Source organism: Hirschia maritima DSM 19733 (genome assembly GCF_000378345.1).
Lineage (GTDB): Bacteria > Pseudomonadota > Alphaproteobacteria > Caulobacterales > Hyphomonadaceae > Hirschia > Hirschia maritima.
Genome location: NZ_KB899544.1, coordinates 260,473 through 285,185, shown reverse-complemented (window position 1 = coordinate 285,185; position 24,713 = coordinate 260,473). Strand labels below are relative to the sequence as shown.

18 protein-coding genes are annotated in these 24,713 nt (G+C 44.4%); 11 read left to right on the top strand and 7 right to left on the bottom strand.

The genetic code is table 11. The annotated features are described in order from the left end of the window. The first annotated feature begins 116 nt into the window (after positions 1 to 116). From F551_RS0101110 to galU, 4 genes are all read left to right on the top strand, one after another. Positions 117 to 713 carry a hypothetical protein gene (locus F551_RS0101110; protein WP_018995627.1) on the top strand — a complete coding sequence of 199 codons (597 nt, stop codon included), beginning with the start codon at positions 117 to 119 and terminating at the stop codon, positions 711 to 713. Between the two features lie 246 nt (positions 714 to 959). Continuing rightward, positions 960 to 2,483, top strand: coding sequence for a phosphomannomutase/phosphoglucomutase (locus F551_RS0101105; protein WP_018995626.1), 1,524 nt, complete (start codon positions 960 to 962; stop codon positions 2,481 to 2,483). Positions 2,484 to 2,969: 486 nt separating this feature from the next. Further along, positions 2,970 to 4,796, top strand: a complete 1,827-nt coding sequence (gene glmS, locus F551_RS0101095) for a glutamine--fructose-6-phosphate transaminase (isomerizing) (RefSeq protein ID WP_018995624.1) — start codon at positions 2,970 to 2,972, stop codon at positions 4,794 to 4,796. Positions 4,797 to 4,930: 134 nt separating this feature from the next. After that, the gene (galU, locus tag F551_RS0101090) at positions 4,931 to 5,827 is read left to right on the top strand and encodes a UTP--glucose-1-phosphate uridylyltransferase GalU (protein WP_033404448.1); all 897 of its coding nucleotides are present in this window, start codon (positions 4,931 to 4,933) and stop codon (positions 5,825 to 5,827) included. An 80-nt stretch (positions 5,828 to 5,907) separates the two neighbouring features. On the opposite strand, the gene argE is transcribed toward galU, so the two are convergent. Continuing rightward, the gene (gene argE, locus F551_RS0101085) at positions 5,908 to 7,062 is read right to left on the bottom strand and encodes an acetylornithine deacetylase (protein ID WP_018995622.1); all 1,155 of its coding nucleotides are present in this window, start codon (positions 7,060 to 7,062) and stop codon (positions 5,908 to 5,910) included. Between the two features lie 126 nt (positions 7,063 to 7,188). On the opposite strand from argE, the gene F551_RS16025 reads away from it, so the two are divergent. Next, positions 7,189 to 7,821, top strand: a complete 633-nt coding sequence (locus F551_RS16025; RefSeq protein ID WP_018995621.1) for a glutathione S-transferase N-terminal domain-containing protein — start codon at positions 7,189 to 7,191, stop codon at positions 7,819 to 7,821. A 9-nt stretch (positions 7,822 to 7,830) separates the two neighbouring features. Here the strand turns inward: F551_RS16025 and F551_RS0101075 are convergent, their stop codons facing one another. The 4 genes from F551_RS0101075 to F551_RS0101060 all read right to left on the bottom strand — a co-directional run bounded on the left by F551_RS0101075 (position 7,831) and on the right by F551_RS0101060 (position 11,710). Continuing rightward, positions 7,831 to 8,508, bottom strand: coding sequence for a glutathione S-transferase family protein (locus tag F551_RS0101075; RefSeq protein ID WP_026296580.1), 678 nt, complete (start codon positions 8,506 to 8,508; stop codon positions 7,831 to 7,833). Between the two features lie 20 nt (positions 8,509 to 8,528). Then, complete coding sequence (locus F551_RS0101070; RefSeq protein WP_018995619.1) at positions 8,529 to 9,485, bottom strand: cation diffusion facilitator family transporter; 957 nt, start codon at positions 9,483 to 9,485, stop codon at positions 8,529 to 8,531. A 34-nt stretch (positions 9,486 to 9,519) separates the two neighbouring features. Then, on the bottom strand, positions 9,520 to 10,056 hold the full coding sequence (locus F551_RS0101065) for a CC0125/CC1285 family lipoprotein (protein WP_026296579.1): 537 nt from the start codon (positions 10,054 to 10,056) through the stop codon (positions 9,520 to 9,522). 148 nt (positions 10,057 to 10,204) lie between these two features. Next, entirely contained in the window at positions 10,205 to 11,710 is a 1,506-nt protein-coding gene (locus F551_RS0101060) for a helicase HerA-like domain-containing protein (RefSeq protein WP_018995617.1), read from the bottom strand. Between the two features lie 198 nt (positions 11,711 to 11,908). On the opposite strand from F551_RS0101060, the gene F551_RS0101055 reads away from it, so the two are divergent. The 3 genes from F551_RS0101055 (at position 11,909) to F551_RS0101045 (ending at position 18,968) form a co-directional block, all read left to right on the top strand. Beyond that, entirely contained in the window at positions 11,909 to 13,015 is a 1,107-nt protein-coding gene (locus tag F551_RS0101055) for an AI-2E family transporter (RefSeq protein WP_018995616.1), read from the top strand. A gap of 541 nt (positions 13,016 to 13,556) precedes the next feature. Beyond that, positions 13,557 to 18,395 (top strand): NAD-glutamate dehydrogenase, encoded by a 4,839-nt coding sequence (locus F551_RS0101050; RefSeq protein WP_018995615.1) that lies wholly within the window; start codon positions 13,557 to 13,559, stop codon positions 18,393 to 18,395. A 42-nt stretch (positions 18,396 to 18,437) separates the two neighbouring features. After that, positions 18,438 to 18,968, top strand: coding sequence for a GNAT family N-acetyltransferase (locus F551_RS0101045; protein ID WP_018995614.1), 531 nt, complete (start codon positions 18,438 to 18,440; stop codon positions 18,966 to 18,968). Positions 18,969 to 19,118: 150 nt separating this feature from the next. Here F551_RS0101045 and F551_RS0101040 read toward each other — a convergent pair whose 3' ends face one another. Continuing rightward, positions 19,119 to 19,532, bottom strand: a complete 414-nt coding sequence (locus tag F551_RS0101040) for a hypothetical protein (protein ID WP_155825697.1) — start codon at positions 19,530 to 19,532, stop codon at positions 19,119 to 19,121. A gap of 152 nt (positions 19,533 to 19,684) precedes the next feature. Between F551_RS0101040 and F551_RS0101035 the strand changes: the two genes are divergently transcribed. From F551_RS0101035 to lepA, 3 genes are all read left to right on the top strand, one after another. Beyond that, entirely contained in the window at positions 19,685 to 20,089 is a 405-nt protein-coding gene (locus tag F551_RS0101035; RefSeq protein WP_018995612.1) for a barstar family protein, read from the top strand. 338 nt (positions 20,090 to 20,427) lie between these two features. Continuing rightward, positions 20,428 to 21,147, top strand: coding sequence for a GNAT family N-acetyltransferase (locus F551_RS0101030; protein WP_018995611.1), 720 nt, complete (start codon positions 20,428 to 20,430; stop codon positions 21,145 to 21,147). A 54-nt stretch (positions 21,148 to 21,201) separates the two neighbouring features. Further along, the gene (gene lepA / locus F551_RS0101025; RefSeq protein WP_018995610.1) at positions 21,202 to 23,013 is read left to right on the top strand and encodes a translation elongation factor 4; all 1,812 of its coding nucleotides are present in this window, start codon (positions 21,202 to 21,204) and stop codon (positions 23,011 to 23,013) included. A 35-nt stretch (positions 23,014 to 23,048) separates the two neighbouring features. On the opposite strand, the gene F551_RS0101020 is transcribed toward lepA, so the two are convergent. Then, complete coding sequence (locus F551_RS0101020) at positions 23,049 to 24,497, bottom strand: hypothetical protein (protein ID WP_018995609.1); 1,449 nt, start codon at positions 24,495 to 24,497, stop codon at positions 23,049 to 23,051. Positions 24,498 to 24,713 lie beyond the last annotated feature (216 nt).

The window sequence follows — 24,713 nt, the reverse complement described above, 5'->3', positions numbered from 1 at the left end:
AAAATAATTCTAACTACATGAATAAGTAGATGCCCCTTGTATCCGACAAACTAACCGTTATGACTTACCGTCGTTGCACAATTTTTTTGAGTTTCTGAACGCTCCCAAAGGATATCATGTCAGATAAGTATTTTTTTTCCGCTTGTGTTGCATTGGGAACTCTTTTTCTTCTCATCGCTTTATCACCGTGGTCTGACAGATTACCAACGGGACCCATGAGTGCAGCCAATCTGGATCATACAAATTTAGTCGTTGAAAATAGAAATCTGAATCGTTTCACAGCCGGAGACATTGGTGAAGTAGTACTAATTCAATCTGGTCAAGATTATTCGCTAGGAGTCACTGTACCACAAGGCAATCTTTATGATGTCCCAAATTTCGGGCCACATCTGAGGTTAGAAGCTGATGTGCAACAAGCCTACGCAAAGCAAAACCTGAAAATAACAATTACGGCAAGACAACCATCAAATTACACTTCGGATGCTCCTGACAAAGATATGGCGTTTGAAGCGAACTATGCAGCCAATGCGACTGAGACATCTGAATGGAAGAGGTTCAACCTCACACCGAGCTTTGCAGAATACAGTTTCAACTACCGTCCGCCTGCTGTTGGTGACGGCATCGGAAATGACTTTCTTGCAATTCGACCGGTAACTGAAGACCAAGGCTTTAATGTCGAAGTGAAGTCAATTCGGTTTCAGATCGAGCCCTGATCCGACACAACTGCATTCTAGATTTTACATTTTGAGATAAAAACGTCATTTATTGCAGATAATTTGTGCAATAGGCACCTTTCTTGCGTAAATGCGCCTGATTAATTCAATTCTGCACATCATCCTTAACGCTGCGTTGTCAGTTTCGAGGTAGAGCGCTATTGAATACCTAAATAAGAGAATATTGTGCACACAACTCAACCAATTGTGCCAATAATTAATGGGACTATTAAGGGAATACCTTTTATGCCAATGAAGCCAAAGGCTGATATACCAGCTAACACACTCGAATTTGAAACAACTCCATTGGTAAAACCAACAGGTTTTCGCGAGTATGATGCGCGCTGGTGGTTTGGTATCGATGGCAATCCCAAAGCTCCTGAGTTGAACTCAATGGGAGTTCAGGCACTGGGTCTCGGACTAGGAACAGTTGTCCATCAAATGGGCGTTGAACCCAAGATTGTTGTTGGACACGATTATCGTTCATATTCGTTAGACATCAAACAAGCACTCATCATTGGTTTGCTTGAAGCAGGAATGGAAGTCCACGATATTGGTTTGGCGCTTTCCCCTACCGCGTACTATTCCCAATTCGCACTAGATATTCCTTGTGTGGCAATGGTCACCGCCTCTCATAACGAGAATGGTTGGACAGGTGTGAAAATGGGAGCCAACAAGCCCCTCACCTTCGGACCTGATGAAATGGGTATGCTAAGAGATGTCGTATTGAACGGTAAGTTTGAGCCACGAGATGGTGGAAAACTTGTCCGCGTTGAAGGTATGCGTGATAAATACATTCAATCAGTATCCGAAAAAATCGAAATCAAACGACCACTAAAAGTTATCGCTGCTTGTGGTAACGGTACGGCGGGTGCATTTGCTCCTGAAGCTCTTCGTAACATGGGTGTTGAAGTTATCGAGCTTGATTGCGAGTTGGATCACTCTTTCCCCAACTATAACGCAAACCCTGAAGACTCTGTCATGCTTGAAGCTATGGCAAAAGCTGTGAAAGAACACAACGCTGATGTCGCATTGGGCTTTGACGGAGATGGAGACCGTTGTGGTGTAGTCGACAACACTGGTGAAGAAATTTTCGCCGACAAAATCGGCCTCATGCTAGCGCGTGACCTGTCTAAAAATTTCGAAAACGCAAAATTCGTTGTCGATGTAAAATCTACCGGTCTTTATAAAACGGACCCAGTGCTAAAAGAAAACAACGCCACAGTTGATTACTTTAAAACCGGACACTCATACATTAAACGCCGCACAACTGACTTGGACGCTTTGGCTGGGTTTGAAAAATCGGGCCACTTCTTCTTCCGTCAACCACTTGGATACGGATATGATTGTGGATTGGTTGCTGCAGCAGAAGTCCTTCGTATGCTTGACCGTAACCCCGACAAATCCATGTCAGACCTTAAAGGTGAACTAGGTGTTGCTTATACATCGCTGACAATGGCTGCACACTGTGATGACGAACTAAAGTATGGCGTTGTTGATAAAGTTGTCGCTGCCTATGAAGCATTGGGCAAAGAAGGTGCTTCTATCCTGGGCCGCAAGGTCGTTGATGTTAACACCGTGAACGGTGCTCGTGTAACTCTTGAAGATGGGTCTTGGGTCTTAGTTCGTGCTTCCTCCAACAAGCCTGAATTGGTTGTTGTCGTCGAAAGCATGGGGTCTGATGAAGACATGCGCAAACTCTTCCGCGAAGAAGTAAAGCCACGTCTTGCTGCATTTGATGAAGTCGGAAGCTACAATCAAGAAATCTAGATTTTTTGACTAAATGAATTCAAAGGGTGCGCATTCAAAAGATGCGCGCCCTTTTCTTTGCCTCGAACAATGGGAAAAGCTCCCCCCAGAAAATTCCTTAAAAATTCCTTGCTTCGGAGATATATAACCATTGTCTTGCCTTTTACCCGCCTCATTTGAAAACCATTCTAAATTTGTCGAGAGCAAAAAGGTAGTCACGCGATCGACATCAGTCCGGTGGCAAACTTCAACAGCCCCCAAGCCCCTTGCCGCCGGACTATCAGATTCTCCCCCGGGTCTTAGAAAGACGCAGTGTTTTACCCGAACACTGCGTTTTTCGTTTGAAAATAAACCAAATATATAATCAACAAAGATACTGAAACATCTTGCATCATTAAGTGTGCCGTTTTGAGGTTTTCAATACCCTCATTATAGGTCATCTAGCGGGAATATTTAGGCATGCGCTTTGCTATGTACGCATTAGTTATAGAGTAAAAGGTTCGTAGAATGTGTGGGATTATTGGGATTTTAGGAAATGAGCCAGCGGCTCCGCGTGTCATTGAGGCACTTAAACGCCTAGAATACCGCGGATACGACTCCGCTGGTGTAGTTACATTAGACAATGGTGAACTATACCGTGCGCGTGCACCAGGTAAATTGTTCAATCTTGAAGCAACAATGAAAGATGTTCAAACTCCTGGAAATACTGGAATTGGACACACTCGCTGGGCGACACATGGTGCGCCAAACGAAACAAACGCTCACCCGCATGTCGCTGGACGTGTCGCTATTGTTCACAACGGAATTATCGAAAACTTCCGTGAGCTACGTGAGGAAGCTGAAGGCAAAGGCCGTTCATTTTCAACCGAGACAGATTCCGAAACAATTGCTCATCTGGTAGAGATCGAATTGGATGCTGGAAACACTCCTTTTGAGGCGGTCAAAACAACTATAGCAAAACTACGTGGTGCATTTGGCATCGCAATCCTGATCAAGGGCGAAGAAGACCTCATGTTTGGTGCCCGCCAAGGATCTCCTTTGATTGTTGGTGTTGGCGAAGACGAAACATTCATTGGATCAGACGCATTCGCTGTTGCACCTTTCACCAACAAAGTCATTTACCTGAAAGAAGGCGAATGGTGTGCTCTTACACGTCACAGCGTGAATGTGTTTAATGAAAACGGTGAACAAGTTCCATACAAAATTGATGTTGTTCAAGGCGTCGCTGATGTCGTGGATAAAGGCCAATACCGCCACTACATGCTCAAAGAAATCTTCGAGCAACCTGAATCTACTGCTCGCACTATCGGCGCATATGTAAATGCTGTAGACCAAACAGCTCAACTACCAAATGAACAAGAGCTAAACTTTGCTTCATTTGACCGCGTCTACATTATTGCATGTGGAACTGCCTATTATGCTGGGTGTGTTGCTAAATACTGGTTTGAAAAATATGCAAAATTACCGGTAGAAACAGATATTGCGTCTGAATTCCGGTATCGCGAACCAGCACTAACTAAAAACTCTCTTGCAGTTTTCGTCACGCAATCAGGTGAAACAGCTGATACACTTGCTGCTCTTCGCTATTGTAAAGAACATGGCCTTGCAACAGCTGCTGTTGTGAATGTTCCGACTTCTACGATTGCTCGTGAATCAGACGCTATTTTGCCAACTCTAGCAGGCGCTGAAGTAGGTGTTGCATCCACAAAAGCCTTTACAGCACAACTATGTGCTCTTGCCAGCCTTGCAGTTATTGCTGGTCGTGCACGCGGTGAATTATCTAAAGAAGATGAAACACATCTAACTGAGCAACTTTTGCAAATTCCAGGTGGCATCACAAAAACTCTCGCAGTTGAAGAAGCGACTAAAAAACTTGCTGCTCCATTGTCTAAAGCAACAGATGTTCTCTATCTTGGGCGTGGTTCCATGTATCCAATTGCAATGGAAGGCGCTCTTAAGCTTAAAGAGATCTCCTACATCCACGCTGAAGGTTACGCGGCGGGTGAATTGAAGCACGGCCCTATCGCATTGATCGATGAAAAGACACCAATCGTCATGATTGCGCCAACTGACCCGTTGTTGGAAAAAACAATTTCCAACATGCAGGAAGTCGCCGCACGTCATGGTAAAGTATTGTTAATTTCAGATGAGAATGGTGTCAAAGTTGGTGCCGATACACCTGAATGGTCCATAACTTCTTCGAGCTGTGACCCATTCATCGCACCTATTCTTTATTCAGTTCCAATTCAGTTATTGGCCTACTATATTGCTGTGGAAAAAGGAACTGATGTCGATCAACCTAGAAATCTAGCGAAATCTGTCACGGTTGAGTAATTCTTTTGCGCTATGCACGCAATTACAAATTGACTGAATGTGTCCCGTGATTTGCATCATTAGATGTGGCATCATGATGTCCTGTTCAATATCGGGACACATTCAAATCGCATATGAATTTTAAAGGACCACCCATGGCTATCAAACCCGTTCGTAAAGCCGTTCTTCCTGTAGCCGGATTTGGAACACGCGTACTTCCAGCAACTAAATCAATTCCCAAAGAAATGATGCCGGTATTTGACCGTCCAGCGATTGATCACGTCGTACGTGAAGCATTGGAAGCTGGCATTGAACATATTGTTTTCGTAACGGGTCGCAACAAAGGCGCAATCGAAGACTATTTTGACAGTGCTTATGAACTAGAAGACAGCCTTTCCAAACGCGCTGGTAAAGAAGCCATCCTTGAGGAAGTTCGAGCAACTAGCCTTCCTGCAGGTTCAACAAGTTTTACACGTCAGCAATCAGCAAAAGGCCTTGGCCACGCTGTTCTTTGCGCAAAAGACATTATCGGTGACGAACCATTTGCAGTGCTACTTCCAGATGTTCTAGTTCAAGGTGAAGAATCTTGCCTGAAACAAATGATGGGACACTATAATGAAGTTGGTGGAAACATTATTGCTGTGGATGAAGTCCCAATGGAACGCGTACACAAATATGGTGTGATCAAACCTGCCGCTGGCGCAGATGCTTCAAGCCAACTCATCAAAATGGATGCAATGGTTGAAAAGCCACCTCGCGAAGAAGCTCCATCAAACTTAAAAATTACAGGCCGTTACATTCTTCAGCCAGAAATTTTTGCGCTACTTGAAACTCAAGGCGCTGGTGCTGGTAACGAAATTCAGCTGACAGACTCCATGGAACGTCTCATGGCTGAACAAGACTTCTACGCTACTCGTTTCCAAGGTCATGATTTTGATTGTGGTGACAAAATGCTCTATTTACAGGCAACAGCTGGCTATGCTCTTGCTGACAAAGAAAACGGTGCAAAAGCACGCGAAATTCTTGAAGAGCTACTCAAACGCTACAGCTAAGAATAAACTAAACTACCAAATAAAGCCGTGCTTCTTTCTAAGTGCGGCTTTATTTATTTGTGGCTACAAAAGATCACAGATCAGCTCATGGAACTGATCATTTTTTGCATGATTTCAACGCCGATTTCAAATTCTGATATTGCAAGAAATTCATCTGGTTGGTGAGCCTGCTCAATTGAACCTGGTCCACAAATTATGGTCGACATTCCAGCCCGTTGAAATTGACCAGCCTCTGCGCAATAGCCTGCCATATGAGTCTGATTATCGCCAGTAAGCGCGCGTGCGAGTGTTTCAGCTGCTCCCTCTTCTTCAGGCCCCAATGGAGGCGCATCAGAGAGTTTCGTAACTTCCACACCACATGACGGATCAAAAGCTTTGAGCCGCGAATCCACTTCTTTCACTTTCTCATGGAACGCCTTGAGAATTGTCGATGTGTCTAATCCTGGAGGGCATCTTAAATCAAACAAAAACCGACATTCACGTGCTATTATATTCGGTGCAGTACCACCCTCTATCACCCCTATAGTCAGAGTTGCATGCGGTGGATTAAACTCACTGTCTTCTGGAGGGCTGTTTTCAAGCCATTTAGCGGTTTCACGAAGTACATTTAATATTTCGATCGCTTCATGAATTGCAGATGCGCCCAAATGCGGCAAACTAGAATGCATCTCCATTCCAGTTACAACAACTTCGTGGTTACAAATGCCTTTATGCCCACTCACCACATTCCAAAGCGTTGGCTCTCCAACCCAACAGATTTGCGGGGCCTTATCTAACCCAACAAGATCATCCACCATACTCAGAACACCGGCACACCCTATTTCTTCATCATAGGATATCGCGAGATAGAATGGGCGCTTTAAATCCACTTTTGCCATGTGAGGAACGAAAGCCAAAACCAAGGCAAGAAACCCCTTCATGTCACATGAGCCGCGACCAAAGAGTTTCCCATCGTTTTCGGTCAATTCAAACGGATCTGTCGACCATGGTTGCCCATCAACGGGCACAACGTCTGAATGGCCAGATAATACAATCCCACCTTTTTCATCAGGCCCAATCCGAGCCCATAAATTTGCTTTCGTGCCATCTTCATTCGGTAGAATATGTATATTTGAAGTGTGGGGTTCCAAATACTCCCGAACCCATTCAATCAATTCCAAATTAGAATCTCGCGATGTCGTATCGAAACTAACTAACTTGCCCAAAATTTCGGTGGCAGTCCTTACATCACTCATTTGTGAAATCCTAATTTACAAGTCACTCTTGCAAACAAATCTGCAGCTTCCCACCTCCAGCGTCTAGTCCAATTTACAAAGCAAATCCAAAATCACAGATATTTTATCGCATAAAGGAACCACCCAATGATTGACCTCTACACTTGGGGAACCCCAAACGGCCACAAAATCTCAATTATGCTCGAAGAAACAGGCTTGGATTACAAAGTTCACCCGATCAATATCGGCAAAGAAGAGCAATTCAGTCCAGAGTTTTTGAAAATTTCGCCAAACAACAAGATCCCAGCAATCGTTGATAATGATGTTGACGGAGCACCAATTAGTGTATTCGAAAGTGGTGCCATCCTCATTTATTTAGCTGAAAAAACAGGACAGTTCTTGCCTACTGATCCAGCCAAGCGCGCCGAAACACTACAATGGCTTATGTGGCAAATGGGGGGATATGGCCCTATTACTGGTCAGTTTTATCACTTCAGAAACTTAAGAGAAAAACCAGAACACAGCGAATATGCATTCAACCGTTTTACAAATGAAGTACGACGCCTACACACAGTGTTAAACAACCAATTGGAAGGCAAAACCTATATTACAGGTGAATACTCTATCGCCGATATAGCACTCTACTCTTGGCTCAAGAACGGATACAACCTTGCTGAAGGCGGGAGCAATCCAGAATTTGCAAACATCGAAAAATGGCTAGCAACAATGGCAGAACGTCCAGCTGTTGGGCGCGGATTATCAGTTCCCGTTATGGAATAAAACTAACATCTAAAAATCCAGCTCCGCATAATGTGGAGCTGGCAGCACACCCTCAAGACTATCTTTAAGTATTTCTCTAAAACTGGCACGACTCTTCATACGAAGATACCAATCGCTTGTATGTTCAAACCGACTCCAGACGACGTCACCAAAATAGTCTAGACACGACAAATGCGCAGCAACACTTATGTCTGCTAATGTAAAATCTTCTCCCGCTAAATAGGGGCGCACAGCAGTCAAAGCTTCAAGATGTTTTAGATACCCTTCAAGAGCTTTTGCACCTAAGCGCAATGCTTCTGTATTTGGTCGCCCAGCTCTTAAGTACCGCATCATAATACGTTCTTTAAGAATGGTTTCATTCACGTCGGCTTCAAAGCCTCGCTCCAACCACCCCATCACCCACCTAGCTTCTGCGCGATCAACTGGTGCCTTAGGCAGCAATGGATATCCAGGATAAACTTCGTCCAAATATTCTAAAATGGCACGTGGTTCTGAAATGACCACTCGGCCTGCCCCAGTCATATCAACAAGTACAGGAGCGCCACCAATAGGGTTCAACTTCTGTGCTTCGGATTGATCTTCAAATGGGGATGCTTCTTTTAAAGAAAATTCAATTTTCTTTTCGGCTAAAGCAATTCTCACGGAACGAGAATACGGGTCCAGCATCCAATGATATAAAGTCCGCATATTCTAAGCTCCGCAAAAACTCAATCTGAGTGATGCCCAACTATTTTCTTAAAGAAATCAGTCCCGTGTGGTTCTGAACCTTTTGGGTCTGGGTGAATAAGAATATCGGCACCAGGAAACTCGGATAAGATTCGTTTTTCACAGTCTACCATAATATCATGCGCTTCAGCCAGAGATATGGTTTCAGGTAAATCCAAATGAAATTGAATGTGAATTATTGGGCCGGCTGCACGCGTTCTTAATCCATGAACGCTCAATTCATAATTTCCTGTTTCCGCCAAAAACTTGATGCGCTCTCGCGCCTCATCACTTAGCTCCTTGTCCATCAGTTGATCAACAGCATCGCGCGCAACATCAAGCGCTCCAAACGCTAGCCATAATGCGACCCCTAAGCCTACTAACGGATCTATCAAAGGGATTTTAAGGAAACTGGCACCCGCAACGCCTACGATCACGGCAATATTGGCACCAACATCAGCCATATAGTGCGCCCTGTCCCCTGCCGTTGCCACAGATCCTGTTTTATTAAGTGCGCGGGTTTGGAAATAAAGCAATGCCAACGTCAACAGGATGGAAACCAACATCACTGTGATTGGTATTACTCCATTTTCCATTGGCCTCGGATCTAAAAAACGGTCAATAGCTTCTCGGGCAATCAAAGCGGATGACGCCCCAACAAGGCCTGCCTGCAACAGAGCTGCAAACCCTTCGGCCTTACCATGACCATAGCGATGCTCTGCATCAGGTGGCTCGGCCGCGTAAACTACAGCGCCCAAAGTCATGAGTGAAGCGGCAAGATCCAACCCAGAATCCGCCAATGATGCCAATATCGAGACTGAACCAGATGCCAACCATGCCCAAATCTTAAGACAAATCAGAACTGAAGCCGTTGCCACAGACAATAAGACAGTTCGTTTGGTTATGGATGCAGCTTCACTTGGATGCATCCGACCGGCTGGCATATGATCATGCGCCATGTAAGTCTATTCTTTCACATTCACCGTAGAGGCTTTATGGGCGTGTAACATTGGGCCCAATATTCTTAACAACCTCACGCGCATCAAAAGCGCGAAGTTCATCATCAGGCTTCTCTCCAGCATGCATCATAATTTCAGCGGATGCTTCATATTTTGTAATCTGGTTGTATCCGTAATTGTGTCGATCCCAGAAAGGGTCATATGCTCCATACCACCCTGCTCGAGGATAAAAGTAAGAATACCCAAATCCGTATCGTGAGTAGTATCCACCAAATCCGTGATGTCTATGAGAACGACTTTTTGTTTCTGTTTCACGATCTACGACAACAAAATAGTCAAATCCATTTTCCAAAGTCAGCTCGGCTGCACGCAGAAGAAGGAAGGTTTCAACTTCATCCCGTGGAGTTGTGGAACTTCCTTTGAATGAAACACGAAATCTATTTGATTCAATTATCTGCTCTGAATAACCAGCGCCATTATAAGAAGAAGCCGGTCGATATGCTGGCTGTGTTGCACATGCAGCTATTGTCAGAGCTGAAGCCGTCAATAATACTAGAAAAGACTTACGCATTTGAAATTCCTTCGTCTTGAGAAGCTTGATAAATTCAGTCCCATCAATACTTCCAAGTATAATCCAATCCATTATAGCAGACTAATCAATTTCTAGTCACCACCATTAACATATTGGACAATAACGCTTTTATTAAGGCGAATTTCAACTAGCGACGACGCCCTCCAAATATACCTCTCAGGACATATTTTGTAATTTCACGCGCAGCCGTTCGCATCATTGTTTTGGTAGCTGCCTCAGTAGATGTTTGGCGACGAGACCTTGATGATGGCTTACGTTTCTTGGCTTTTTCTGCTTGGCGTTTAGCTTCTTCTTCCGCTTTTTGGAGTTCAGCCTCTTCCTTCGCCGCCTGTTCCTCGCGTTTGCTGAGAAGCTCATAAGCGCTTTCGCGATCAATCGCATCTTCATACTGACCAAAGACGGGGCTATTCTCGATCACAGCTTTACGCTCGGCATCTGTGCACGGCCCCAGACGGGATGATGGTGGTCTGATGAGAGTGCGCTGCACGATAGATGGTGCTGCTTTTGCATCGAGAGTTGAAACCAAAGCTTCCCCCACTCCCAATTCGGTTATCACTTCTTCAGTATCGATATCTGGGTTTTCACGAAAACTTTGCGCAGCCGCTTTAATCGCTTTGCGTTCTGAAGGTGTGTAAGCACGCAATGCATGTTGAACACGCGCACCTAATTGAGCAAGTACACTATCAGGCAGGTCGCGTGGGTTTTGCGTAACAAAATATACACCAACACCTTTAGACCGGATCAAACGTACCACCTGTTCAATCTTATCAATTAGTGCTTTTGGCGCATCATCAAACAACAAGTGAGCTTCATCAAAGAAAAACACCATTTTCGGTTTTTCCGGATCACCAACCTCCGGCAATTCTTCAAACAAGGCCGACAAAAGCCAAAGAAGGAAAGTCGAATAAAGCTTTGGCGAATTGATTAGCGTAGTCGCATCTAAAATAGAAACATAACCGCGGCCATCGCGCGTTGTGCGCATAAAGTCGTTTAATTCTAGCGCGGGTTCACCAAAGAATTCTTCGGCTCCATCGCGCTCGAGCACCAATAATCGACGTTGAATTGCGCCAACAGACGCCGGAGAAACATTCCCATATTCTTTTTGAATTTCATCACGCATTTCACTGACATGAATAAGAAGCTTACGTAAATCCTTTAAATCAAGCACAAGTAAATCATTGTCATCAGCATATTCAAATGCGATCATCAAAACCCCTTCTTGGGTTTCATTCAGATCCATTAAACGCGCCAATAAGGTTGGCCCCATCTCAGTCACTGTTGTGCGGACGGGGTGCCCTTTTTTTCCATATAAATCCCAGAAAATGGTTGGCGTTTCTTCGTAACCAAAGTCTCCAAATCCAATTTTTTCAGAGCGAGAAACCAATTTATCATGTAATTTGTGCGCTGGATCACCAGCTTGAGAGAGACCAGAGAGATCGCCTTTCACATCAGCACAAAAAACGGGAACGCCAGCGGCTGAAAACCCTTCAGCCATAATTTGGAGGGTCACGGTTTTACCTGTACCAGTGGCACCCGCTACTAGACCATGTCTATTCGCTCGAGATAAAATTAGCTCTTGAGAGAGGTCATTATCTGGGCCACCGCCGCCAAGAAAAATTGAATTCTCTGTCATTTGTCTAATCCTAATTGTCTTGTTTGATTCGTTTTAATCGGACCATAAGACCGCAAAGGTTAAGCGACAATCACAGGTGATAAGTAAAATACAGCCGGAACCATCTTCTTTTTCGTGATTTGAGGCTCTCATCATTGACCCAAAGCCAAGTTTGAGGATTGTGATATCCAAAAGCATTTGTGTTGAAGGGACAATACTATGGGATATCTACCGGCTGGTATTTGGATCATCGCCACAGGTGTGATCGTCTATGGCTTATATGTTGGTGCCAGTATATTCGCCCCCTTCGCGTTGGCCGTTTTTTTATGGCTAATCATAGAAGGTTTTGCACGCCTCATGCAGGAGCGTCTTACCAAAATGCCTCGATGGCTGGCTCAAACAAGTGCGGTTCTTATCGTTCTTGGAGCCACGCTGACAGTAATACTTATCTTTATAGATGGATTAAATGAATTTGCACAAAACGCTAGCGCCTACGAGGCTCGTATAAACGACGTGCTAACGGATATATATGCCAAACTAAACATTCACACCGTTGCTCCGCCCGATTTGTCCAGCATGTTGTTTAACATGCAAAACACCAAATTTGTTCAACCCATTCTGGACTCGGTTCAAGGCTTGGCATCCTCGTTTGTTCTGATCTTGATTTACATCGCCTTTTTGTTTCTTGCGGAGAAAAGTTGGCCTACAAAACTCGACTATATATTCCCTGAGACAAAGGCTCGCCAACAAGCGCGCGAAGTTGGACAACAAGTGCGCAAGTCCATGGAAGAATATCTCTGGGTACAAACAGTGATTTCAGGAATAATCACTGTCATCACTTATATCACACTTCTCATACTAGGTTTGGATAACGCCCTATTCTGGGCGTTTGTTGTGTTCTTTCTGAACTACATTCCAACAATTGGATCTATCGTCGCCGCCTTTTTGCCCGGACTGTTTGCTTTAGCGCAACCTGAATGGCCAGCCTATATGCCAGCCGATGCCACGCTAAATGCTGTCATCGTTCTTATTGCTGTTAGTGTATGGCAGTTCACAATCGGAAACTTCATCCAACCAAGAATGATGGGAGAGTCTCTAAACCTGTCTGCACTTGTCGTATTGGTGTCCTTGGCTGTGTGGGGAGCTATATGGGGTATCCCAGGAATGTTCCTATCTGCCCCGCTAACTGTCCTCATGATGATTCTATTTGCTCAAATTCCAGGAGCACATTGGTTGGCGATTCTTCTATCTGCTGATGGCCGTCCAATTAAAAAGCAGCCAACTAACGTGACTAATACTGACGTTGCGGAACAAGGTGTACAATAAAAGCAGTTGTCGAAGTTATCCAATTTTCTGAACTAAAATAATTCACTAGCGCCATTCAGTGTACGGACAACATGCAATCTGAAGGATTTTAAACGCCATTTTTTAAAATTTGCGATTGAAAATTGTTACTTTTTGTCACATACTTGTCATATCAAATCATCGTTTCAACGGTGGTAAGATATCTAGGCTGAACTACTCGCGTCCCCCCACCCAGCATGTAGTTCAGTTAGGTTATCGGCAGTTGAACGCGTCCCCGTTCAACTGCCACAATCCAGACTTCTATATTCCCCCCAACCAGTGTCATTGAAAACTTCTCAAACTAAGTATTGAGTACCACTATTTTGACGGCAATTTTCAATGCATTTTTGGCACTTGCGCCATTTCCTCGAAACTTTAACGATTCTACAATGTAAAAGCGCAAATGATGTAAGATGCCCTAGAGATATGTTTTCATATTAAAAGGGCAAAATAGATGTGCATTCAACAAAACGACATACACTAATAATAATGCGATATCAGTCGCACACCACGGGACGGAAAAATGTCATTCACGGCAACGAATTCAAGCCTTGCATTTGCTGTAGACGAAATACTCAACTCAGACGCAATAGCACCATCGAAGAAGCAAAGTGCAGCTAAGAACAAAGCCAAAGATGTATTCATCAAGCAGTTTTGTAACAGCGCCTCGATGGACGAATTTGCGCCCTTCTCTGCTGATGACGCAGCCGTCACAGCGATGGAATTGTGGAATTACTCCCTAACATTGGACACATCAAAACGTACGATTAGGTCTCGTCAGTGCATCGGAGCCGATAACAAAGATATGCAACGTCATATTTTTGAAATTGTTGGCCCAGATATTCCCTTCCTTGTAGATAGTGCCGTTGCTGCGCTCGTAGAAGCCAGTGTTGAAATTGTTGGAATAGTTCACCCTGTTGTGGATGGCTTGTCTCTAATCCAAATTCATACGCCTCCACTCTCCAAAGAACGATGCGCTGAAGTTGAGACAATATTAGAACAGACATTCAGTGATGTAGCCTTAGCCACCGAAGATCACAAAGCCTTAAAAAAGGCGATGCGTGAAGCCGCCGCTTCCATTTCAAAAATGCCGGTCACCGAAGGGCGAAGTGAAGAAGAAAAAGAAGAAGCTGCAAGCTTTCTAAAATGGCTGGAACAAGATCACTTCTTCTTCTTGGGTGCTCGCACATATAGTTATAAAAAGCTTTCCCAAGTTAAAAATGGCGTAGAAGCCTCCGTCGAACCCGAAATCGTTGGCGAAGGACTGGGAATATTAAGAGATCTCGATCGCCACATTCTTTCCCATGGGTCCGAACCAGCCGTTCTTACGCCCCGTATTCGAGCGTTTTTAAACGAACCCTCACCTGTGATCGTTGCCAAATCCAATGTACGTTCTCGAGTTCATCGCCGTGTTTATGCAGACTATATTGGCGTCAAACAGCTAGATGACGAAGGCAATATTGTTGGAGAAATTCGTTTCCTAGGATTGTTTACAGCAGCAGCCTATACACGAATGGCCAAGGATGTCCCGCTCATCCGTCAAAAGCTTCAACAAGTTAAAGACATTCTTGATATTGGAAGCTCTAGCTATTCGACAAATGCATTAAACAATGTGCTGGAAACCTTCCCCAGAGACGAATTATTTCAGATTTCAGCTGATGAACTAGCGCGTTTTTCATACAATATTCTAACGTTATATCAGCGCCCTCGCACACGCTTATTCATTCGCAAAGACCAGTTCAATCGCTTTGTGTCGGCACTTCTGTTTACACCTCGCGACAATTATACACCGGAATTGCGTAGGCAGGCTCACTCCGCAATTGCTGAGGCATATAATGGCCGGGAATCAGCTTTTTACCCAAGCTTTAACGATGGCCCTCTCGCGCGGGTACACTTCATTATCGGACTAAGCCCCGGGCACGCTGAGCCAGATATAGACGCACTCGATATCAAAATTCGTCAGCTGGCTGAGAGCTGGGAAGACGGATTAGCAAGAGCTGCCCGCTTAACTGATAATCCACCGCCCATGGTTTTCGATAACCGCTTCAATGAGGCTTATAAAGAAGCGTTCGCACCAGATGAGGCAATCAAAGACCTAACCTCAATCCACAATATGGATGACAAACAGGATCTTTCTGCTCGCGCGTATTCTATAGTCCAAGATGGAGTTCAACACTGTAAGATCTATAAGCGTGATACTGCGCTTGAATTGTCTGACATTGTACCCGTTCTTGAAAACATGGGATTGCGTGTTCTTTCTGAAACAAGTTTTCCCATCACCTCAAACCCTAGAGGATCAAATCGGAAAACCGTATGGGTTCATGATCTCGAACTCCAATTCTCCAATCCAGACACGGTTTTAGGAAAGGAATTTGAAGAAGGGTTTGTAGCGGTATGGAATGGTTTAACTGAAGATGACCGTTTCAATCAGCTCATGCTTCACCTCAATATATCATGGAGGCAAGCAGCTCTCATCAGAACACTTTGCCGTTATAGACAGCAAACTGGTTTAGATGCCTCTCAAGATGTTCAAATAGATGCATTGGTAAACCACCCTGATATTGCTTCAGACCTCGTAAAACTATTTGACGAACGTTTTGATCCTTCAACTGGCACCGAAAGCGCGGCTGAACTGAAAGACCGAAAAGCTTCGGGTGACTTAATCAGTGCGCGCATTGTGCATGCATTGGAAACTGTACCCTCACTAGATGACGACCGTGTTCTGCGCCGGACAATGCACCTGATCAATGCAGTGCAACGTACAAACTTCTATCAATTGGCCCCCTCAGGCGAACATTATCCGCACATTTCAATAAAGATTGCTAGCCAAGAATTAGAAGACCTACCCGCGCCGAAACCCTTCAGAGAAATCTTTGTTTGGTCCCCTATGGTTGAGGGAGTGCACTTAAGGTTTGGTCCTGTAGCTCGTGGAGGCCTGCGCTGGTCAGACCGACGTGATGATTTCCGCACAGAAGTACTAGGACTGGTCAAAGCACAGCAGGTTAAAAACGCCGTAATCGTTCCAGTTGGATCTAAAGGCGGTTTCTTCCCTAAAAAGCTACCGACGACCGGAAGCCGAGAAGACTTCATCAATGGCGGCATAGCTGCCTATAAGGTCTTCATCTCAGCAATGCTACAAATCACAGACAACATCAAAGATGGTGTCGCAAAACGCCCTGCCAAAGTCTTTGCTTGGGATGGAGATGACCCATACTTGGTTGTAGCGGCGGATAAAGGAACCGCTACGTTCTCTGATATCGCAAATGGCTTATCCCAAGACCATGATTTCTGGCTGGATGATGCATTTGCATCAGGTGGTTCAGTTGGATATGACCACAAAAAAATGGGTATTACTGCCCGAGGTGCCTGGGAAGCCGTTAAACGCCACTTCCGCGAAATTGGAAAAGACATTCAAAACGAACCTTTCACGGCTATTGGTGTCGGTGATATGTCGGGTGATGTGTTTGGAAACGGAATGCTCCTTTCTGAGCAGACTAAATTACAAGCAGCGTTTAACCACATGCATATCTTTGTGGACCCAAATCCTGACCCACAAGTTAGCTATGAAGAACGAAAACGTTTATTTGATATGGGACGGTCATCTTGGACGGACTACAATACCGACCTTCTCTCAAAAGGTGGTCAAATCCTCTCCCGTGCTGATAAGTCAGTCGAGCTGACACCTGAAGTCATGGAGATGACCGGCATTGTGGAAAAATCCGTGACGCCTGGAACACTAATTCGTGCAATTCTACGCATGAATTCTGAGCTTTTATGGTTCGGCGGTATTGGTACTTACGTGAAGTCAGAAGATGAGCTTCAATCTCATGCGGGTGACAAAGCCAATGATCACCTACGTTTAAACGGCCACGAGCTGAACGTCCAAATCATAGGTGAAGGCGCAAATCTTGGTGTGACGCAAAAAGGCCGTATCGAGTTTGCGCGCAATGGTGGACGCATCAACACGGATGCAATCGACAACTCGGCTGGTGTGGATAGTTCTGACCATGAAGTCAACATTAAGATTCTACTGACCGAAGCTATCAATGCTGGCGAGTTAAAGGTCAAAGATCGCAATGACCTCCTCGCTTCTATGACAGATGATGTCGCTAAACACGTTTTGGTCAACAATTACGATCAAACCGGCGCAATCACGATTATGGAAAGCACCGCAGCTGCCGATCTGGATGCGCATGCTCAATTCATGTCGACAATGGAAGCTGACGATAAACTGGATCGAACAGTTGAATTTTTGCCAGACACAGACGCAATTGCTACGCTGAAAGAACAAGGATTGGGGCTAACACGTCCTGAAATGTCTGTTCTGTTGGCTTACGCCAAAAATGACCTATTCGCAATGATCGTGGATAGTGATGCACCTGACGATCCAGCGTTCCAGCATTTATTGAAATCATACTTCCCCCCTGCGTTGGATAAGTATGACACACCGCGCGTCAACCACCGTTTGAAACGCGAGATCATTGCAACACGCCTAGCAAACCGCCTCGTAAATATGACTGGCCCTGTATACCCTTATGAAATGCGGGATGCGTCCTCCGTGAACATCGGAACGCTTGTGCGTGCCTCAGAAGCTGCTCGTGCTATCTTTGGTCTAGATGAATTATGTACTCGGATAGACGCACTAGATAATAAAGCACCAACACAAGCTCAGACACTTATGCGTCTGGAAATAGTAGGTACATTACGACAGCTCACGGGTGGTCTCGTTCAGCCTATTCTTCAGGGAGAAGAATTAACCGACCTAATCAAACGCTACACTAAGGGTGTAAAAACCTTGCATGCATCACTGGATTCTTGTGTCGGACCATTCGTAAAAGAGCGTATCCGTGCACGAGCTGAAAGTTTCATCGCAGCTGGCGCACCTAAAGACATTGCAATGGATGCAGCGAGCATTCGTATTCTCGCGACAGCGCGTGAAGCGGTGGATGTGTCCCATAAAACAGGATGGGATATGGTCCCAACTGCTCGAATTCAACACTCTCTAGATGAAGTGATGGGATTGGATAAAATGCGCGCAGCAGCACGTGACATCCAGCTTGATGGGCACTGGGAACGCTTAGCATTACAACGCGTGAGTGATGCGCTCCCCTATCAACAAGCAACCTTGTCTGAATTAGCCATCGAACACGCCAAGAAGGATGGACATAAACCTGACAAACTTAAATTGGATACTGCAAAAGAAGCAGTTGAGATGTGGCTTGCACCTTTAAAAGTGGAAGTAAATCGCGTGACAGGTCCTATCGACCAATTTGAGTATTCTGGTGGTTGGACATTGGCCAAACTCGTATTAGTTGGCGATGCTTTGCGAGAATTTGTTCAAAATTCCATGAATCGGGTGTAAGTACTTATCGAAACAAGATTTTCGATATAAGGACCCAAGATTTTGCGTACAGTTTCCTTAAGTTTTAGAGACGCCCGCCCTGAAGATGCAGGGCGTCTCACCGAGATTGGCCGAGACACATTCTCGGAAACTTTCGGGATGCTATACCGACATGAAGACTTGCAAGCGTATCTTGATGAATATTTCACACCAGAAAAACAACTGGCTGAAATTGAAGACCCGGACACGGAAATTCGCATTGCTGTGATGCGCGCAAAAACAATTGCCTATGCGAAATTAGGCCCTGTCAAACTTCCAATAGAACACGACCCGGCGACTTCACTAGAACTTCACCGCCTTTACGTTCGTCAAGAGGGACAAGGTGTCGGAGTTGGGCGTATCTTGCTCACATGGGCAGTTGAACAAGCCCGCCAACGCGGTGCGAAAAACATCTATCTTGGTGTATGGGAAAACAATCAACGCGCAATTTCCGTATATGAAACCCGCAATTTTGAAGCTATTGGAAATTATCAATTCCCAGTTGGAAATGCGATGGACAATGAAGTTATCATGCGCAAGAGTTTGGAATACTAACTGCGTAACGAACGCCGATTGACCAGTATTGGCCCAAGGGCGACGGATGAAAGATTGCTGTTGAATAGCACAAAAATTAGATCAAATTATAGGGCACTATCTAGCATTTAATTCTGTGATGGCACTCGTATACTCGAAAAAAATTTGATGCTAAGTAATGAACTTAAGTGAACTGTCTGAAAAGTTTACAAACGTACATTCACCATCTTCAAATGAAAGTGTATATTCTATTTTTCCATCTCGAGCTAAATAGGATCTAAATTCACCATCCTTATACTCTAAGGTATACTTGCTTACTAAGTCAGTTTCTTTGTAAGACCAATCCAACTGAAATTCGTCAAATATTTCAGAAATCAATCTGTTCTTAGATTTATGGCAAGCAACTGAATATACATCGTATTGCTTATTGCAATAAAAGGTAAGTTCCGCTCTAACTTCACCGACCGTTATGGCCAATCCCTGCATTGCAGTGACTTCGTTCCACTTGAAAGCACGGAGTTTCAACCAGTTACGAACGCTCTCACTAGACATTCCTCTGAATTGCAATAACGATTTAGGTATCAATTAACAAAACTCCAAAGAGCTTTTGTACATGTAGCGTTGATTTTTGCGTCAATATTCGAAAACAAAATTTGACTGTTGCAAGCGTTCTTATTTGATAATATCGGCATGTTCCATCAATCCGTCAGCAGTATATTAAAGCAAGGGAGAAGTTAGTGGTCAAAACTTACACTATTGACGGTTCTAAATTCTACACGCTTGAAGGTTTTTTTGAGGAAGTTGGGGAAGTACTTATTCCTGATGCATATTGGGGTGAAAATCTATCTGCTTTTGATGACATTCTTTTCGGTGGCTTTGGTATTCCCGCTGAAGGATTTGTTTTTGAATGGAAAAATTCCGACCTATCAAAAAAACGATTAGGTTATAAAGAAACTGTCAAACAATTAAAAATTAAAAAAGATAAGTGCCATCCATCACATTTGGACAAAGTTTCGAATGAACTTGCTTTGGCAAAATCGTCAGAAGGGCCAACAGTTTACGATTGGTTGATTGACATTCTCGAAGGTCATGGTGAAGGAGATAGGCATCCGTGGAACACCGTAAAATTGGTACTTAAATAGCTAAGTTACGTGTGATTTGGGTGTCCACTTTTGGCGATTTTCAGCCTCCCCATGCAGAAAAAGCCCCGACAGTGATGTCAGGGCTTTTCCACTCTACTTACAGGTCAAACCAAAACACAAACCTGCAATTTCGTTGTGAAAGCCACTCCCCCTACCAGCTAGGAAAGAGTAACTCCGCACAACAAGCACTCCAATGCCAAATCACGTTAAGTTATTTGAGAATAATTCGCAAGTGCAATTATTTATTTTCTGGTATTATATCAATTATAATTTTGTCTAAGGAAGCACGCGCCCTTAATCTGTGAGCTCATAATCAAATTTATAGCTGTCTGGCCGCGATGAAAAACACGTTAGAAAACCTCATCTCCAAATCCGATTTAAACTGCTTTACTAGACCAGCTTGGCATAGCCTTGATGGTGCGCATCAACACCTATCCATCGGGGATGAACACGCAAGACGATATAAGCCTGACGTCAATTTATTTTTAGCTACACCTGAAAATACCGCCACTTCCCTTACACACGCAGCAAACCTCATTAAAGCGGGTGAAACAGTTTTTGTTGTTCAAAAAGGGCCACCGCCGGTGCTGGAAGGTTTTGAAATGACCAAATCAGCTACCTGCGTACAAATGGTTGCCACCAAAGCAATGCCTGACATTTCGACAGATCATTCAATCCTTGAACTAACGGATGACGACGCAGCTGACATGCTTGATTTAGCTTTGCTCACTGAGCCTGGCCCATTCAGCATTGCAACTCACAAAATGGGCAAGTTTATAGGCACCCGTATAAATGGTCAGCTAGCAGCTATGTCCGGACAGAGATTCAGATTTGGAAATTTCATCGAATTAAGTGGCGTCTGCACACACCCAGATTTTCAAGGTCAGGGACTAGGAAAACTTTTTTCAACTTTGATGACCAAACAAATTCAAGACGAAGGCAAAACACCATTCTTACACGCATGGAAGACAAACATTGGTGCTATCAAAATCTATGAAAACTTAGGCTATCGTATATTCAATGAAGTCACCGCATCAGTCTATGTAAAAAATGCTTAGGCCATAATTGCTTTTTCTCTTTCCCTAAATCACGTGTGGTGCTAAATCCGGCCAATGATTTCACGTGATAAAATCCGCAACTTCTCCATTGTCGCACACATCGACCATGGTAAGTCCACCCTTGCCGACCGCCTGATCCAAGTGACAGGAGGACTGACCGAACGCGAGATGTCGGCGCAAGTCCTTGATAATATGGACATTGAACGCGAACGCGGTATCACGATTAAAGCTCAGACAGTACGTTTGGACTACACCGCTGAAGATGGCGAAACATACATCCTCAACTTGATGGACACGCCCGGACACGTCGACTTCACTTATGAAGTATCGCGTTGTCTAAATGCATGTGAAGGTTCACTTCTTGTTGTAGATGCCTCTCAAGGTGTAGAAGCGCAGACTTTGGCCAATGTGTATCAGGCCATTGATGCAGACCACGAGATTGTGCCTGTCCTCAACAAAATTGACCTGCCTGCCGCCGAACCAGACCGCGTAAAAGAGCAGATTGAAGACGTCATCGGCATTGATGCATCCGATGCGGTCGAGATGTCAGCCAAGACAGGTATGGGTGTGCCAGACGTGCTGGAGGCTATCGTTCAGCGCTTGCCTCCCCCATCTGAAGGTGATGCAGACAAGCCGCTTAAAGCTTCCCTCGTAGATGCCTATTACGACCCTTATATGGGTGTTGTCGTGATTGTGCGCATCATGGACGGGGTGATGAAGAAGAAGCAAAAGGTCAAGATGATCGAGACCGATGCAACATACGAACTCGACCGTGTTGGGTATTTCCGCGCTGGCCGCTTGGAAGATGCCGATGCACTCTATCCTGGTGAAGTGGGATTCCTAACAGCCTCCATCAAGGAAGTGGCCGACTGTGCGGTGGGTGATACGATCACCGATGATAAAAAGCCATGTGAAGGCGTTCTGCCAGGCTTTAAAGAAGTTCAACCCGTTGTTTTCTGTGGCCTCTTCCCTGTTGATGCAGCTGCCTTTGATGACCTCCGTAACGCGATGGGAAAATTGCGCCTCAATGATGCCAGTTTCTCTTTCGAAATGGAAAGCTCTGCTGCGCTGGGGTTTGGTTTCCGTTGTGGTTTCCTTGGGCTTCTCCATCTTGAGATTATCCAAGAACGCCTTAGCCGTGAGTTTGACCTAGACCTGATCGCAACTGCGCCATCCGTGGTCTACGAAATGGAAATGCGCGACGGCTCAATGCTAGAGCTTCACAACCCTGCTGATATGCCGGATGTGATGCAGATTATGGAAATCCGTGAGCCTTGGATTTCATCCACAATCATGACGCCGGATGAATATCTGGGCGGCATTCTAAAGCTATGTCAGGAACGCCGCGGCCTTCAGACAGACCTTTCCTATGTGGGAACGCGCGCCATGGTGAAATACGAATTACCACTGAATGAAGTGGTGTTTGATTTTTATGACCGATTGAAGTCCATTTCTAAAGGGTACGCTTCGTTTGATTACACGGTAAAAGAACACCGCGCCGAAGACTTGGTGAAGATGAGTATCCTCGTCAATGAAGAGCCTGTGGATGCTCTGTCTATGCTTGTGCACCGTTCCCGTGCTGAAGGGCGCGGCCGCGCCATGTGTGAGCGCCTGAAAGATTTGATCCCACGTCACCAATTTAAAATCCCTATTCAGGCCGCTATTGGGGGCAAGGTTATTGCTCGTGAAACAATCGCTGCCATGCGCAAGGATGTGACGGCCAAATGTTATGGTGGTGATGCCTCGCGTAAACGTAAACTATTGGACAAACAAAAAGCCGGTAAGAAACGCATGCGCCAATTTGGTAAAGTGGAAATCCCACAAGAAGCCTTCGTGGCGGCCCTTAAAATGGATGGGGATGGGTAAGTTTTATTCACCCAGAAAGGTCAACTTTCTGGGTGTTATTCCCTCTTGCTCGCCGACTTTTTGGGAGTAGCGTCTATTACTATGATTTCTGAAACGTTCTCTCCGGCGTCCTTTCTTGCCTGCCTTATTTTCTTTATTTCGTTTAATTTATTTCCCATATTTCCGACATCGATAATAACGTATATTGCACTCTCAGTTTTCGCAGCAGACTTGTAGAATTCTAATTGCTTTTCATATCCATGCTTTACCCTTCCATCAGACTTTTTCATCTCAACCACTATTTTAGTTGCATATCCCTTTGAAAACTTAAAATCGACAGGCCCACCGCCCATGTTTGTTTCTGGAGAAATATCAAGATTATTTAGTTTGCAAAATAAGTCAGCTATTGCGAAAAAAATCAGTTGTGCTGATCGTTCCTTTTTTGGCTTCCCATCCTGCTTCCCACCACTGACCCAAAGTTCTTCCCATAAGTTCCCGTTTTCTACATGGTGCTTAAAGTGATTTATTGAATCTAAAACTACTTTTTCACAACCATCCAAACTGGTCTGTAAATCATATTTTGTACCTTGCGGTATATCTGACATACCTTCAGCTAGAAGCGCCTTTAATTTGTAATAACTAAACAAATCCAAATTTGGATCATATCCAGAAGCACTCCCCTTAATTTCCGCTAAAAATTCTTGAAAGGTATCAGCGTCGCTCAGAACGGCGTTCTTAAGTGCATTCTTTTTCTCAACTATTGTCGCCTTTACAATATTTCCGAGTAATTTGCTTAATTTGTTCTTGATTGTTTGGTTTTGAAATGCAACTTCGCTAACTTCGCTCCAATCGGATGCATAAGGCAACTCACGGACTACATCCTCAGGAACTAAAACCAAGTAATTTTCTTTTCCATTTGCTTTAGTTATTTTCGGCAACTTATGACGACTACTCACATCGTTTTCTTCAATAGGCACCTTATACTGTAGACAAAACTGCTCTGTAATTTGAGATAAAGGTTCAATAATAGCATGCGTAACAAGGTCACTTACAGTGTCAGCTCCAACGCCTTCTTCAAAAAAACTCATAAGAGAAATCATTTCAGGATCTTCCGAACCAAGTTCAATAATTTCTGAGCAAGTATCCAAAATAGAATTTCGCAAGGCATCAGGACGTTTACTACCGGAAGTTCCAGCTCCACCGTAACCTAAGCCGTTAGATGCTGGTTCATCGAGGTTGAGTTGTCTGAACGCTGCCTTCCACGCCGCATCATTTTTTTTCTTAGATATAACAAGCAATCTAACCAACGAAGAAAAGTGATCGGCAAAAGCAGCTACACCTTCATTTTTAATTACTTCATTGGTCGATTTATGAATGAGCAACGGATCAATAAATAACTGCGTGTCAACATCAATAAATGGATCAATTAACCCAGCGGTCCTAAAAGCAGTCGGAGAAACTTTAAAGTAAGTCGAAAATAATACAGGATTGGCAATTTTCGCCATAAGTTTACTTCACCCTCAAAACTAGAATCATTTCAACCATATTACTGTTTGCTACTTTAAGGTATTACGCAAGACTAAAACCTCCGCCACCGGAACCGATACGAGAGTATGAAAGCAATAAAGGACACGAGGCCTGCTTATAGTTAGCCGTAATAAGATAATCCCCATCAGAACGGCTAAACATAGTAGACCATCTAATTCGCCGCAGCCGATATG